The sequence below is a fragment of the Ruegeria sp. CL7 genome, from assembly GCF_056536445.1.
Genome location: NZ_JBQFPQ010000002.1, coordinates 15,160 through 29,775, shown reverse-complemented (window position 1 = coordinate 29,775; position 14,616 = coordinate 15,160). Strand labels below are relative to the sequence as shown.

The 14,616-nt window shown below is 53.4% G+C and carries 13 protein-coding genes and 6 pseudogenes; 4 read left to right on the top strand and 15 right to left on the bottom strand.

Going from position 1 to position 14,616, the window contains the following annotated elements:
* Window positions 1–101: 101 nt before the first annotated feature.
* Entirely contained in the window at window positions 102–767 is a 666-nt protein-coding gene (locus ACR0LI_RS08730) for a Crp/Fnr family transcriptional regulator (protein WP_209833742.1), read from the bottom strand.
* A complete protein-coding gene (locus ACR0LI_RS08725; protein WP_171638354.1) occupies window positions 764–1,234 on the bottom strand; it encodes an Rrf2 family transcriptional regulator in 471 nt (156 codons plus the stop codon). Before ACR0LI_RS08725 ends, ACR0LI_RS08730 begins: the two co-directional genes overlap by 4 nt.
* A gap of 208 nt (window positions 1,235–1,442) precedes the next feature.
* Between ACR0LI_RS08725 and ACR0LI_RS08720 the strand changes: the two genes are divergently transcribed.
* Entirely contained in the window at window positions 1,443–2,000 is a 558-nt protein-coding gene (locus ACR0LI_RS08720; protein WP_480718465.1) for a redoxin domain-containing protein, read from the top strand.
* A gap of 75 nt (window positions 2,001–2,075) precedes the next feature.
* Here the strand turns inward: ACR0LI_RS08720 and ACR0LI_RS08715 are convergent.
* Window positions 2,076–2,408: pseudogene (locus ACR0LI_RS08715) on the bottom strand (DDE-type integrase/transposase/recombinase); the annotation flags it as partial.
* Between the two features lie 12 nt (window positions 2,409–2,420).
* On the opposite strand from ACR0LI_RS08715, the pseudogene ACR0LI_RS08710 reads away from it, so the two are divergent.
* A pseudogene (locus ACR0LI_RS08710) lies at window positions 2,421–2,794 on the top strand (hypothetical protein); the annotation flags it as partial.
* Between the two features lie 53 nt (window positions 2,795–2,847).
* Here ACR0LI_RS08710 and ACR0LI_RS08705 read toward each other — a convergent pair.
* Both ACR0LI_RS08705 and ACR0LI_RS08700 read right to left on the bottom strand, forming a co-directional pair.
* Window positions 2,848–3,180: pseudogene (locus ACR0LI_RS08705) on the bottom strand (transposase); the annotation flags it as partial.
* Window positions 3,181–3,317: 137 nt separating this feature from the next.
* Window positions 3,318–3,725 (bottom strand): annotated as a pseudogene (locus tag ACR0LI_RS08700) (IS110 family transposase); the annotation flags it as partial.
* Between the two features lie 10 nt (window positions 3,726–3,735).
* Here ACR0LI_RS08700 and ACR0LI_RS08695 point away from each other — a divergent pair.
* Window positions 3,736–3,846, top strand: a pseudogene (locus ACR0LI_RS08695) (IS5/IS1182 family transposase); the annotation flags it as partial.
* A 9-nt stretch (window positions 3,847–3,855) separates the two neighbouring features.
* Here the strand turns inward: ACR0LI_RS08695 and ACR0LI_RS08690 are convergent.
* The 10 genes and pseudogenes from ACR0LI_RS08690 to ACR0LI_RS08645 form a co-directional block, all read right to left on the bottom strand.
* The gene (locus ACR0LI_RS08690) at window positions 3,856–4,362 is read right to left on the bottom strand and encodes a DUF2141 domain-containing protein (RefSeq protein ID WP_480491098.1); all 507 of its coding nucleotides are present in this window, start codon (window positions 4,360–4,362) and stop codon (window positions 3,856–3,858) included.
* A gap of 15 nt (window positions 4,363–4,377) precedes the next feature.
* Window positions 4,378–5,277, bottom strand: coding sequence for a sterol desaturase family protein (locus ACR0LI_RS08685; protein ID WP_480491096.1), 900 nt, complete (start codon window positions 5,275–5,277; stop codon window positions 4,378–4,380).
* Window positions 5,278–5,716: 439 nt separating this feature from the next.
* Window positions 5,717–6,166, bottom strand: a complete 450-nt coding sequence (locus tag ACR0LI_RS08680; RefSeq protein ID WP_480718353.1) for a DUF1501 domain-containing protein — start codon at window positions 6,164–6,166, stop codon at window positions 5,717–5,719.
* Between the two features lie 542 nt (window positions 6,167–6,708).
* Window positions 6,709–7,299, bottom strand: coding sequence for a TetR/AcrR family transcriptional regulator (locus tag ACR0LI_RS08675; RefSeq protein ID WP_480718352.1), 591 nt, complete (start codon window positions 7,297–7,299; stop codon window positions 6,709–6,711).
* Window positions 7,300–7,303: 4 nt separating this feature from the next.
* Complete coding sequence (locus ACR0LI_RS08670) at window positions 7,304–7,717, bottom strand: DUF2141 domain-containing protein (RefSeq protein WP_480718351.1); 414 nt, start codon at window positions 7,715–7,717, stop codon at window positions 7,304–7,306.
* 165 nt (window positions 7,718–7,882) lie between these two features.
* A pseudogene (locus ACR0LI_RS08665) lies at window positions 7,883–8,092 on the bottom strand (hypothetical protein); the annotation flags it as partial.
* A 1,020-nt stretch (window positions 8,093–9,112) separates the two neighbouring features.
* The gene (locus ACR0LI_RS08660; protein ID WP_480718350.1) at window positions 9,113–9,910 is read right to left on the bottom strand and encodes a transporter family protein; all 798 of its coding nucleotides are present in this window, start codon (window positions 9,908–9,910) and stop codon (window positions 9,113–9,115) included.
* Window positions 9,911–10,075: 165 nt separating this feature from the next.
* Window positions 10,076–11,056: a CobW family GTP-binding protein gene (locus tag ACR0LI_RS08655; RefSeq protein WP_171723854.1), complete on the bottom strand. Its 981-nt coding sequence runs from the start codon at window positions 11,054–11,056 to the stop codon at window positions 10,076–10,078.
* 14 nt (window positions 11,057–11,070) lie between these two features.
* A complete protein-coding gene (gene gntH / locus ACR0LI_RS08650; RefSeq protein WP_480718349.1) occupies window positions 11,071–12,537 on the bottom strand; it encodes a guanitoxin biosynthesis MBL fold metallo-hydrolase GntH in 1,467 nt (488 codons plus the stop codon).
* Window positions 12,538–12,562: 25 nt separating this feature from the next.
* Complete coding sequence (locus tag ACR0LI_RS08645; RefSeq protein WP_171638341.1) at window positions 12,563–12,781, bottom strand: hypothetical protein; 219 nt, start codon at window positions 12,779–12,781, stop codon at window positions 12,563–12,565.
* Window positions 12,782–12,880: 99 nt separating this feature from the next.
* Between ACR0LI_RS08645 and ACR0LI_RS08640 the strand changes: the two genes are divergently transcribed.
* Complete coding sequence (locus tag ACR0LI_RS08640) at window positions 12,881–14,215, top strand: tetratricopeptide repeat protein (RefSeq protein WP_480718348.1); 1,335 nt, start codon at window positions 12,881–12,883, stop codon at window positions 14,213–14,215.
* The last annotated feature ends 401 nt before the right edge of the window (window positions 14,216–14,616 follow it).

Here is a 14,616-nt window from a genome sequence, read left to right as displayed (position 1 = left end):
CTCGACACCTTGGGCGCGAATCTAAAGTTGAAATGCAAATATAACTTTCAAAGCACCAGTTCAGTGACAAAGTCACGAAACCCGCAACCCTTTGGCAATTTTCAGACGCCCTGAGCCTGTCTTTCCAATGCAGGCTTGTCGGTCAAAGTGATCCGTCCGCGCGATTGGCTGATCATCTCGCGCTTCTGGAAATCCTGCAAAATCCGCGTGATGACTTCGCGCGCAGTGCCCAGCTCGCTGGCAAGCTGTTGATGGGTGGCCCGGATTTCATCGCCCCCCTCGGCCAAGACAAGAAGACGCTCGGCCAAGCGCACGTCCAGATGCCCGAAGGCCACATCATCCACCACCCGCAACAGATCGATCAATCGGCGCGAATAGGCCTCGAAGACAAACTGGCGAAAGGCATCCTCTTCCGAGGCCAGACGATCAAACGAGAGCTTCGGCAGAACCACGGCAACGACATCGGTCTCGGCAATACCTTCTGCATTATAAGCTTCTTCGGCCAACATGCAGGCTGTGGTCAGTACACAGCTTTCACCGGCCTCGACTCGATACAACACAATCTCGCGCCCGGAATCCGACCTTTGAGAGACCCGGACCCTGCCGTGATACAGAAAGAGCAGGCTGTCGGGCACATTGTCGGGCCCGAATACCTGGGCACCCTTCGGGAAACTCAGGATTCGGGCGGCTGTCCGCAACCTTTCCCGTACCGGTTTGGGAAGGCGGCTGGTGCCGTGGAAACGCTCGGTCCAGTCGGTGATCGTCATCTTGCCTTGCGCATGGGTGCCACGATGCCCTCCTCGATCGGCGCGATGCGGTTTAGCAACTCACCCCGGTTTGCGGCGATGTCGGCGAGGGTCAGATCATCGAGCACCGCCATGAACGCCCGGGTCGCTTTTTGAATCGCTTGTGACAGCTTGCATATTCCGATCAGCGGACAGGTATTTTTTTCAGGATTGAAACACTCGACCACGTCCAGTGGCCCTTCGGTCAGGCGAATGACATCGCCGATGACGATGTCCTCGGCCGGTTTGGCCAGCCGGAACCCACCACCCCGACCCCGCGTGGTTTCCAGATAACCGGCGCGGCCCAATTCGTGCACGATCTTCACGATATGCGGTCGGGCCAGCCCGTGCACGCGCACGACATCGTCTACGCGGATGCGGTTCGGCGCCTTAAGCGCCGCCAACTGCAACGAACGCAGAGCGAAATTGGAATAGGATGTGAGTTTCATGTACGCCTTTTTTTCGAAACCTCTATTCTAAATATAACTTATTAGCAAGCTCGGCGATCTTGTCACTGACCGGGATGCGGCACGGAACTACCTGAACCGATGAAATAAAGCCCAAAAGACCGAAAGGAAGACCAATGACCTTGCTTCTTGGGGACGTAGTTCCCGATTTCCAAGCCGACACCACGACCGGCCCGTTTTCCTTCCAACACTGGATCGGCGACGACTGGGCGTTTTTTTCAGCCATCCCGCCGACTTTACTCCGGTCTGCACCACTGAAATGGGCCGCATTGCGCAGCTGGCCGACGAATTTTCCGAGCGTGGCGTGAAACCCATCGATCTGCGCACCGACACCGTCGCCGAACACCTGCGCTGGATCGAAGTCGTCAACGACACCCAGCATACGAACCTGACCTTTCTCATCGTGGCCGACCCTGATCTGAAGATCGCCAAACTGTATCAGATGATCCACCCGGCGCAGTCCGAAACCGCCGCGGTACGGTCGATGTTCATCATCGACCCCGACGAGGAGCTGCGCCTGACCATCACCTATCCCATCAGCGTTGGGCGCTACTTCGAAGAAATCCTGCGTGTGATCTATGCGCTGCAAACCAGCGACGCGAAATGCGTGGCCCTGCCCGCCGATTGGGTGCCTGGTGGTGCGGCGATCATTCCATCATCAATTCCGAATGAAAACGCCAAGGAACTGTTCCCGCAAGGTTGGGAAGAGATCCGGCCTTATTTGCGGAAGGTGAAACTGGCCGGCTGAAAGGTCGCCGGACTTGCGCGGGTTCTGTCGCAAATTTCTTTGAGAGTTGTATAGACGAAACTTGAGAGGCGAATACCCCACCAGCTGGATAAATTGCTGAAACGGACGAAGCCCGGGCGCAAATTGACCTTTGCGGATCATGTTTGCCAATTCTATGCCTGCCAGGACAGATGCGGCTGAAACGAGTGATTTGAACCCCAGCATGAGTCTGATCCTTCGTTTGATGAAGCGGTGGTCTTGTTCAATGATGTTGTTGAGGTATTTCAGCCTGACCGTCTCAATCAGGATCGGGCAACCAAAGCTTTTGAGCATCTTGTTGATTGCCGTGATGCCAACTGTATTGGCAGCACTTTTGTCGATGACGATCTTGCGCGGCAAACCGTTAACCTCACGTGCGCGGGCGAAGAACGAGCGGTGAACATGTCTGATCTGTTTTGGCTGACCGACGCCCAGGTAGCGGGTGTTGAGCGGAATAGTCTTCATTAGTCGCAATGGTTTGCGCTGGCGCGATGCGCCGAAGGAATACGGCCCGCACAGTTGAAGGGGACTGTGGCCCCAGTGGGGCCGCGTAAGCCCGGGAAACGCTCTACAACCACAGGAAACGGTGGAGCGGCAAGGGCATCTTCGCCCGGATGATGGCCGGGTTGGCCGCTAAGCACGGAGAAGATAAGACCGTGATGATCTCCTCTCATCGAAACTGCGTTTCGACTGCCGGGCAGTGGACGCGACCTACCTGAAGGCGCACCGCACAACGACCAGTTTGCCGTCAAAAAGGGGGGCGTGGACGCCTGATTCACTGCCCAGCAAGCGCATCCGAAGGATGCTGCCGAGAGGGCGCGATCATGCTTTTTTTGAGCAGGCGCAGTTCCAAGTCCTGTTCTGCCACAACTTCTTTAAGATCGCGGACCTCACAGCGCAGGCCTTTGACCTCGGTCGATGTCGCAGCACGTGCCGTGTCGCCTGCCAGACGTTTCTTGCCGGCTTCCAGGAACTCCTTGGACCAACTGTAGTAGAGGCTCTGCGCTATGCCCTCGCGGCGACACAGCTCTGCAATGCTGTCCTCGCCCTTCAGGCCGTCCAGTGCGACCTTGATCTTCTCTTCCGCTGAATACCGCTTGCGGGTGGCGCGGAGGATGTCTTTGACGACCTTCTCGCCGTGGCTCTTACACGTTCCGGTCATGCGCTACATTTGATCCACTGGATCAAATGCTAAACGCTTTGACCTATATCATCTCCGCTCCTTGGTGGTTACGATGGGCCAGAAACCCTCTCTTATCAAATCGACCTAAACTGTCCCATTGGCGCTGACGTCCGACACGTGGCAGTCCGCAGCGCCACCAGCCAGGAACGAACCCGGTGCATTGCGTGCAGGTCCAACTGGTCCTGGCTCTTCTCAGTGACCGTGTGCAGGTTTGGACGCATCACTGCTTCTGCAATTGCCTCCGCATCATTGTAGTCCTTCTTTTGTCCCTTGTTGAATGGCTTCACATAGGTCGCTGGGATGATCCGAGGCTCAAAACCGAGCTCTCGCAGCAGTCGGCTGACAAAATGCGCGCTCATGCAGGCTTCCATCCCAACGATGCAACGCGAAAGTTTCTCAAAGATCGGCGTTAGTTCTAACCGCTCAATCTTCTTGCGCAAAACGCGCCGGCCTGCATGACCAAAGTCGACGAGGTGGCTTGTGTCTTTACCGATGTCGATGCCCATGACTGCGATCTTTTCCATGTCTTCTGGGATTTTTGGCAAGCTCAAGGATTGGAGACGCTTGACGACACGCTATGACCGATCACCAAAGGTGTTCCTCTCGGCCATCGCGCTCGCCGCTCTCGTCATCTATTGGTTATGAATCCTGACCCTAGGATTGCGCGGGCCAATAGAAGAAAACCAAATCCACCGGCATGCCCGGGCTGATCAGTGAATATTCAAACACAGGATCATCATAGAGGTCATTCATTCCCGAAACAGCATAACCTTCCGTTGGCATCCAGTTTTCGTCAAAACCCATCTCATAGTCGCCATTTTCGTCATGGTAGGCCACAACGCTATAGTAATCGGCATTCAGATCAGGGAAGTCCACGCGTTGCGGTTCCATGCTGGCCGGAAGCGCGATAAAGCCAGCGGCTGCGTTGTAATCCAGTATGTCGAAGGCGGCAGCATTATCAAAAGCCATGACAACAAGTTGACCTTTGTCACTGCGTGAGCCGCGCAGGTTGATCACCAGCCCATAGTCGGAAGGCGTTCCTGTCGAAGAGGCCGAGGTCACGGCGATGTCGGTGCGAAAACCTGAGGCGACCCAGGCTCCGCCAACAAACAGGGCGGCTGTGGCCAGAGCCCCGAAGATGCGTTTTGAGTTGGACGGCATGGCTTGGTCCTCGCCTTAAGAGTGGTTCGAAGTTTTGGCGTCTTGTTTCTTGGGCTGCCAGCCGGGCGGACGGAACAGAACCGCCAGCTTGTTCCGGAAACCCGGCATACGCCACGCATCGCGAAAGACACGGGTAAAGCCGTGAAAAAACGCCACAAACGGATTCACCGAATTGATGGGCGTAACCAGACCATAGGTGACTTCCTCGTTCTCCTCTTCGAATGTGCCAAACATACGGTCCCAGATGATGAAGATCCCGCCATAATTCTTGTCCAGGTACTTGCGGTTTGACCCATGGTGCACACGGTGATGCGACGGCGTGTTCATGATGTACTCAATGGGCTTCCAAAGCTTGCGAACCACCTCGGTGTGCAGCGCCGTCTGGTAGAGCTGCACCAGAAGTTCCGCAATCAAAACAACGAAGGGATTGAAGCCGAGAAGAACCAACGGCAGGTGGAAGAAGACGGGCCAGAAGCCATCCAGCGGACCATGCCTGTAAGCCACCGAGATGTTGAAGAAAGGTGAACTGTGATGCACCGAATGGGTGGCCCACAGAATATTGATCCGGTGCAGGATTCGGTGTTCCCAGTAATAGGCAAGGTCCGCAAGAACCAGCACAATCAGGAACGACGCCCATGTCGTGGGAATGTCGAACACAGCATATTGCGACGCCCAGACATACGCTCCGACATAAAAGCCGGCCATCAGCACAAAGGTAATCGCAATGAAAAAGCCAAGAGTGATGAAGTTGGTGACCGTGTCCCCAACCATCTCGAAGCTAAGCTTTTTCCCTATGGCGTAGCGTACAAGCTCAAAGATCAGGAAACCTATTGCAAAGACGAAAAACCACTCGTCGATCATTGTCTCCCAATAGTTGAGCTGAAAGTCGCTAATGTACGTGTTGAGGAGTTCCATTCTCATCGCCTCCTAATAAATTGTCTTTTGTGACAAGTAATGGATTTCAGACCCATGTCAAGTAGACCGCTCGACAAATGAAGCTCTGGTTTAAAAACGCATTCACCGCAGGAAAACGCTGCTTAATAAAGAAAAGGGTTTGGCCGCTCTCGAGCTCAGATCTTCTTCCCGAGCACAGCATCGTCGTTTCGCAATATATAATACAGCCCGGGCCGGAAACTTCGGACGGGGGTTCACCAGAACGAACCATCCCCGGTCGGATGGCAATCTCGATGACGAATGGCATCTGGACGAAGTTGTTGTCTCGATCGTGGGAGCCGACGCGTTCAGAACCAATAGCGAGCAAGCATTCAAGTGTTTACACTTGGCCGCCTGCGGTCAAACGAATGCCACGATCATTGCGGGGCATTTCATGCGATCACCGCTTGAAAGTATGGTGTTACCCAATCAACCCAAGTCGTTCGCCCGGAGCCGCAAAACGCCGTAGATTGGGGAGTATCTCAGTTAGGGTCGCATCCTGAACACCAAACCAACGAGAAAGGTCTGCATAGAGCTGATCGGTAGAAGTCGTTGGGATCAGCACGCCGTCACCCACATCCAGCGGGTTGTCATCGCCCAACCCCAGGACAGGGTAGTCACCGAAAATTCGGCCACCGACAATGGGATCCCCCATCACCAAGGTATTGCCGCCCCAACCGTGGTCCGATCCGTTGCCATTCGATGTGAGCGTGCGGCCAAAATCGGAACCGGTAAAGGTGACAACCCTGTCCGCCAGCCCCATGTCTTCGAGCGCGGACTGGAAGGCGCCCAGAGCTTGGGACAACACGGCAAGCATGCTGGCATGGGTTTCAAGCAACTCATCATGATGGTCCCAGCCGATGTAGCGCACAAAAAAGTCTGCTGCTCCAGCCCGAGACGATCAGAGGCGGCGATGGTGCGGCCACCATCTTGAGTTGCTGTGCGAGGTCAGTTTCAGGGAACCTGCCCGGGGCCTCAATGCCCTTGGTGGCGGCAGCGAAAGTCTCGTGCTGGGCCTGGGCGTTTCGCGTCAGGCGCAGGTAGGTTTCCCTGAAGGGATCTCCGGACTGATCGGCTGACATCATACGATTGAAACTGTCATTCAGCAGATCATTGAGTGGGGTAAAGCATGTTTGCCATTGGGTGCATTCCTCTTCTGGAAAAGTTAAGCCACCGATGGAAAGAAGTCGCCCGGCAGCATGAAAAAACCCAGCACAACCCTGGCGTTCTGGATACACCAGAACAGGACCGGCTCAGTTGCCATGCAGACATCGGTCAACAAGAAAGCTTGTCCAGACGATATGCCAAGGACGCTCCAATATAGAAACAACAGACCCCAAAGAAATTGATAGCCCAGGAGAATCGAGGTCATCAGCAGGGCGAACACAATGTAGTTTGCGGATTGGCTGCGTTTTATGCGGGGTCTGCCAGATTATCACATAGCGAAATTGCCATCGCCTTCGACTGGTTCACCCACTCTGCCGGCATCTCCAAGGCAGCAAGCGATGCCGTGTTGAAGTAAAGCGCCACTATGCCATGCGCTGCGCGCTGGGTGTTGACCTCTGAAGCCCCGGGATAGTTCCGCTGCAAAACCTCAGTAACCTGCGCTTCAAATCCAAGGATCGAAGCCCGGCAGTTTATTCTGAGTTCACCATCCTCTTTGGCCCGAGCCGTAAGAGCCGCAAATGCCAGAACCAGATCGGGTGACGAATCTGACTGATCGGAGAATAGGTAGTTCACCAAGGCATGTGCGGGCTCTGAGTCCGGCAATGCGGCAACCAATTCGTTCGCAGCACTGTTGAACTGGTCCAACACGTAATCCTGCAAGGCCACGATCATCTCATCCCGGTTGCCAAGGTGGTGACGGATCAGTGGGCGGGTCAACCCCGCCTCTTTTGCAATCGCACTCAAGGTGGCACTATCCAGGCCCATCCGTGCGACACAGCGCACAAACGCCTCCATGACCTGACCATAGCGCTCATCGCGATTTGAAGGGCGTCCCATTGTTCTAATCCCAATATTTCAGCCGCAATGACGACTGAGCGGTTCCACCGGCTAAGACAGAAACATCCTTGAATTCTGGAGGCAGGCCCTCGGTCGGGACCTGGACCTTCATGTCCAGGTCACCATCCATGTCCTCATCGTAAAGAGCGGCAAAAGCGTAGTCTCCCAGGGGTAAATAATGAAACGTGAAGGCGGTCTTTGAGCCGGACGCCGGTATCTGTGCCATCGCTGCCGCATTGGTTACGTCCATTGCCTCAAATGCGTCAGCTTTATTGAAGCCGGCTACGATGATTACTCCATTTCCGTTTCGAAGGCCTTCAACAGTAGTCAGAAATGGTGCGTTATTGGAGGGTTGAGCAAAAGAGCTGTTTGCAATGGCCAAAAAGGCTGTCATCGCCGTGTATCTCAAAAATCGCATCAGATCACCGAAAGCTGCCAAGTGTAAGCGAACATAGGTGAAGCACGATTAATTCTCAAATGCGACAGCAAACTGCAATCCCAAACCCCTGAACGTTCAAATCGGTCATAAGAACGTTGGTTTCCACACTCTCCCACACACGAACTAGGCTCCAGACTCATTGAATTACAGCCAGAACAGCACGGTAGCTGCTAGAGCGATGGCCAAAAGGAATACCTTTGGGCATCTGTCATATCGGGTTGCCACACGCCGCCAATCCTTCAGGCGTCCGAACATGATCTCGTATCACTGCCCGGCAGTGCATTGCACAGCAATGTCACGAGAGGGGCGGTTGCGTCGTTTGTAGCGGCGCTTGTGGCGACCGCTAAATTTCTTTTCATCATCTACAACCGGCTCAAGAATCCCTGCTTTCAACTATTGCTGCGCCTGCGCCCTCTTGCACTCGATGTAATCCGGAATTTTAGCTACAGGCACAGCTCGGACCAATTTTTTGATCAATTTCTCAGCTTGCTAGACGCGAGCGGTTTGACGCATTGAAAAGTGGTCGTTTGGGCCGCGAAGCAGTCCGGACTTTGTCAAAGCACTCCTAACCGTTTTCGGATGCAGAGCATACTTTCTGGCAAGCGACGCTACTGAGTGAACCCTCGCTTGATCTACCACTGAGCCAAATAGCAACGTACCTAGCTCTACTCGGACGTTGTCCAAAATGAACTCCCGAAAAACCTCTTTGAAAGGTCCGATGTGCTTAACACCGCATTCGGCCTGGACCCAGTGAAAAAGCCCTCCGAATGTTCCCTGCGGCCCGGACTGCGATTGGTTCTTTTCAGAGCTATTCAATAGGTATCTCAGGCCGTTTCGAATTCCCTTCTCGCCCCTCGATGTGAACTCGTAACCTACCTTAGCGGCGTGATCCCAGTTGTCTTCGTTTAGCTTCGAAAACGCGGTATGAGCCCCAAACTCAACGCATGCCCGAAGCATCTCGGTAGAACGGTTCGCCAGATCAATCGGCTGGCTATCCATCCAGCTCGATACCATATGACCTTCCAACCGTTTCTCCACATAACCTTGAAGTTCAGAAGGTCTTCGAGTTTTTGAGTGCGCCAAGATGTCCTCAAGATCCCCAATGTTAGGTTTCAAGTACGAAGTGTCGATCTTCGCACCATTGCTTGTTGCCTTGCGCGCTCGAACCAAAGGCACGCTATGATATCGACAGGTTCGAACCGGGTTAAATGTCCAATTGATGCTTGCTGCGCCAATTCCCAATCCGTCTCGATTGGTCTCAATGTCCGAAAGTAAGCAAGCCGGGCAGAAAGTTTGCCTGTTTCTTAAGAGAAATTCCTGAAAGAAGTTCTCGCTGCGATAACCGTAAGCGGTATTCTCTCAGGAAGGGCTCAACTATTTGGGAAATAGCAAGGTAGCTACAAGTCTTACGCCCCAACCGTCAGGTCCACTATCTGGGCCGTCGGCCCAGTAGCGTACTCCCCCGCCTACGCTGATAAGTTGATCCCCGAGTTGGGTAACTTTGGTGACAACACCGTTGATTGGCACAGACCATTGATCGGTTTCCCAGTTGTAGGTGGACTCAGTGTTTAATGTGAACGTCCACGCGTTCGAATTTGTGTAGGAAATAAATGGCTGTAAGAACGTCTGGTTGATGTCGGTATCACCATCAATGTCCCAGATGTGATTTGTAAGGCCACCATATGTCCACTGACCCTGCTGTTTGAGTGCCACGCCGGTAACTCCAGCACCCCACTCTCCGAGACCTAAGCTGTTATCTGTCGACGTTGGCAGCAAAAAAATGGGGCCAGCCCCCCAGATCCAACCGCCCGCACTTGGTTTTTTGGGCGAAAGGAATAAGCTTTGAACAGTATCTCCTAGCCCAGTCTCGGATCCAGAACCCGGCAGGCCACCATCTATGGAGGCAATTGGAAGAATTGTTCGGGATATGAGGTTCCAATCATCCGTAAGATCAAAGGGAACAACCGGTTGTACGTTTAATATCCAATGCGAACCATTTCTGTCGGCACCCAAATTCTGATCATAGTTCAGCTGGAATGGTACACTAATGAGAGCGGCCACGGGGTTAGCAAGTTGCTTTGCTAGTTCTTCTTCCTGGGACTCTGCCCACGCAGTACCAGAAAGGGCACCAATCCCGGCAAGTATGGAGCAGCGTAGCAACCTGAGGTTCATAGGCGGTCTCCTCTTAGCTGGCCGTTTTCTCATGGGTGGCTTGCACTTGAGATCGCCAGGTTGGCAATGACGTCAATGGCCCACTCACAGTCCGCCGCCGCCGAACTGGATGAAATTATCCAGCACGGTTGACTTATAGCCAAAATACTTGATCGAACATGGCTTTCAGACTGTCTCCATAAGCGTATCCGAAAGCACATCCTCGGAGAGGGCCCCCGGTGCGCCTATCGCGACAAGCCTTGTTTCGGGTTTGCGGTCACCCCATGTTCCATCCCGTGCGATGTCCATACGTTTTCCAACGACCTGAACAAGAATGCGATGATCCGGATCCTCCTCACTGAAGACAAAACCCTTGAGACGATAGACATCACCGGGAAGCTTCCGAATAGCGCTGCGGAGAGAGGATAGGCTTATGGGGTGTTCAGCTTTCATCATAGTTGTTGAAAAGCTGTCTGAATGATCAGCGTGGCGGCAACCGCAGTCGGGGCCATGTTCATGATGATCGGGTATTTCTGTTTGTAGCTGTTCGGCGGCAAAGCGACCGACTGAAAGAAGTATATCCAGTGGGACGTCCGCATTGACAGCTTCGACCAAACGATAGCGACGGAAGCGAGACCCGAGCCAATCGTGCACCCTTTGAACAGCGGCCCTGTCGACAAGATCGACTTTGTTCAAAATAACCATATCTGAGAACGCGATTTGACGGAGCTTCAGTTCCATTTGTTCCGGCGCAGCAAAAAGCTGTTCCGCATCAACCAGACACATAAGGCTGTCCAAGCGGATCATGTCCCGAAACTTCTGATCGGTAAATGTCATCGCAATTGATGACGGATCCGACACTCCGCTTGCTTCAAGGACGATGTATTCCGGTTTCTCGGGCCGGGCGAGAACGGCTTCCACCGTTTCGATCAGGTCATCTCGGATCGAGCAGCAAACGCAGCCATTCGCGAGGCTCATCACATCATCTTCGAGGCCGACCACCAAGTCGGCATCGACGTTTATGGATCCAAAGTCATTTACAAGAACCGCAACCCGCAACCCGTGATTGCCGGTCAGGATGCGGTTCAAAAGTGTTGTCTTACCGGCTCCAAGAAAGCCGGTAAGGATCGTAACAGGGATCGCAGAAGTCGAACCGAATTCAATCATGATTGGATCTCCTCTCAGTCTTCATCGCGCGAGCCGATTATATCAGAAACTTTGATGGTAAAGTTCTGCGGCCAATCTCCGCCGGGTGCTCGGAAAACGTCAGTTGGGTAGTATTCGCGTGGATCGATCTCCATATCACGGTACTTCTGGTCTTGCTGATCTGCTCGGGTGAGCCTCGGATTCGGTAATGTGATTTCATCCGGAAGCTCAATACGCCCGGCCTCGGCTGCCGCAGCCAGTTCACGAAATGGTGGCACAGTACCGGATTTTCCGGGCAATGCAGCTTTCCTGTACCAGATTGCATCCTTGGTCACGTTCACAACGGCTACATCGAGACCCCATTGGAACAGACCGTCGTAGTGAGCGCGAATACCAGCCAACATTTCAGCGTCAATGTCTTCGTCCTGGGTATAGTGTGTCACCATTCCCAAACGCGGCCTTGTGTCAGCAAAGAGCTTACCCACGGCATAGTGGGAGGTGTGATGCGTATCGATAGTGTAATTAAAGAGATCCTGTGGGATACCGTATTTGTAAGTCATCAACTGACCAATATCCTGTCCCGACATTTCGGTTACAAAGACATCAACGCCTTCGCCGTATTTCCGTGAAAGCTCATCCGGGCGTCCATCGCCGGTCCATACAAAGCTCAGACCGTTCCAATCGAGCCGATAACCAACTGCGCCGTCCTTGGCATGACTGCGCGGCCAGGACCGAACAGTCACACCGTCTTGGTCATAAACGATGCCACCTTCTTGGCGGAAATCGAACTCGTTGACCTCGATCTCATAGCCGTCCCCAATCGGGAACACATCAAAGGCCTCCAGATGCCATTTGAGCATCTGTTGCATGCCTTTGACCATTCCAGCTGTGCCAAGTTCGGGTGTCCGACCAGAGGGACCATGGATGCGCAATGGTGTATACCCTCCAGACCAAGCCCGGAACGGATAGATATAAGGAATGTCGGCGTAGTGATCGACATGCAAATGAGAGATGAAGATATCGTTGATCAACTGCCCAGGCACTTGCATCGCAATGATGTTGCGGACACAACCGGACCCAAAGTCGAAGAAGAACCGTTTTCCATTCCCCAACTCCACCATGATACAAGTACCCGCCTGATCTTCGCGCGGCGGATATGGTGTTGAGCCGCAGAATGAGATGCGCATCTCATCTGGCCCCAACTCCTCACTAAGCGGAAAATAGTTCGCATTTGAACCAGTCATGTACTTCGTAGGGCGGAAGTACTCTGGCAAAGAGATGCCGCCTGCGGGTCGACCACCATATGGGTTCTTGAGTGTTTCTCCCAGTGGACCGCCTCCTTCGTGGGCCTCGGCACTTCCTGCCGCAAACCCAGCTGCCCCTGTCGCAGCCGCTCCAGTTGCCAAGCTCTTAAGAACACTCCGCCGCGACGGGTCTTCAATTTGATCTGATGCCCGAACCTGTTTGTCGTCCTGGTCTTTTCTATTGTCTTCCTTGGTCATGGATTGGTCCTCAGTTGGAAGTATCTCAAAGGTTGCGCTTCAACATCCGGCGAAGCTCGTTGATGAGTTCAGATTTGATGTGGGCCCATTCGGCGCGCTCTAAGGCCGAGATCGATGCGTCTTTCGAAAACGCAGATGCTTTCTTCAGGTCTTCGATGACCTCGCCGAGTAGCGCATCCGTTCCGATACGCCCCGACAGCACATCAGAAAGTTCTGGAATTTCTTCAATCAGGTCGACCGTCACTGGAAAAGTCCCGACACCCACTATCTATTCTCAAATCAAGATGAGTGCGGTTGACCGCAAAGGCCAAGTGAGTCACCGTGAGTTGGGGGTGAGTTGACATTGAACAAATCCAACGATTTAACAATAAATCAACATGTTGGGCAGCCTTCTCCGGAACTCATTCGGGAAGCTCTGAGCCGAATCGTATCAAGCGACGGGTTTCAAGCTTCACCACGACTCACGCAATTTCTCACCTATATAGTCGAGGAAGCTCTATCTGGTCGAAGCAATCAGATTAGAGGCAAAGCTATCGCTGTTGAGGTCTATGGGCGGCGCATAGATGGTACTGGTGGTCAAAACCTGGTTCGCGTTGAGGCAAGGCGGCTGCGTCGTCTTTTGCATCAGTTCTACGAAGATCACTGGGACGGCAATGGAGTTCGCATTTTTGTTGACCCCGGCGGATACAAGCCGCGGTTTTCATTCGAACCTACAATCGAAGACCGCACATCAAGTGAACTGAAGAGCGACAATCCAGTTGGCCGTTGGCGTTCCCGGCGACTGCTGCATGCAGGACTGGGTGTTCTTGCATTGGTCGCTGTACTTGGCATCTGGATGAGCCAGGATAGCAGGGAGGTTGTGCCAACAACTCGATCCATCGAACAAGCAGAACGTGTGGCGCTTGGTGAACAATCATTGACACGACTCCAGGCGGTCAACCTTGCGGATCAAGCCCGCGGCATGTTTTTCCCCGTTTTTGATGTCAAGCGTCAGCAAATAGCGCTGGGAATGTTCCAGTACGCTAGGGAACTCGACCCGGGTCTGTCCGACGGCTATGCCGGATCAGCGCAGGTCTTGGCGATCCTGGCGGTGTTGTCGCCGGATGAAGCACAAAGGGATGATCTCTTCAATCAAGCCTCGGAAATGTCTGGAAAAGCGCTTGAATTGTCCCCCTCTGATGCGTGGGCAAACGGCGCAAATGGTTGGGTTCTGGCTGTCAAAAACCAGCCAAACGAGGCATTGAAATACGCTAGAATGTCCGTCGAACTGGCGCCGAAGGATGGCCATATTCTCGACGTTGCAGGAATGACCGCCATCTTGGCTGACGCCCCGGAACTTGCTGCCGAGTTTAGCAACCCAGAGAGACCCAAATCAGGATCTGGTAGGTTTGGTGCAAGAAACATCTGGGGCGTTTCACAACTAATGCTCGGGAACTACGAAAGTGTTGTTGAAGCCTTTCAGGGAGCGCCAGCTGCCGGAGCGCCAGTCAGTGCGCCTTCGCTCTTATTCCAAGCCGTTGCGTATGATCAGTTGGGAAATTCAGAAGAAGCACGACGGCTCGTCACTGAAATGCGCAGGACATGGCCTGAGTTTCCGTCCGAGTTTCTCGCCGGCAGGATTTTCCACAACGACGTCAATACGCGGAACATAATACTGGAGACGCTGAGTAGATACTGACGAAACGTATCGCGCCTTTTGCCTAGAAACGAGCGTCAAAATCTATTCATATAATTCCGCTTTGAAATCACACGGCGTTGATAAAATCGGTGATAGAGCCAGACCACGCCGTCTGTCGATTGAGGATGGGCTTTGCAGATTTGCAAAGCCCGCATTCTGCGCGTCGCAGACGTTCGCGAGAATCCAAGCAAAAAGGCCGCATGGAACCCAAGGTTCCTTAGGAAGGCCCTTTGCGTGATCGAGCAACGCAAAGGACCATAACCGCAACGACTGAGCCAAAAACTGATTGAATTCATCGTTAAGGCAGACAATCGTGCCGCGCAATACTATGGGCAAACTACGCAAACTTATGGGGTGCGCGAAGTGTTATTCGCAAACCTACACATGATGTAGGTGTTCTC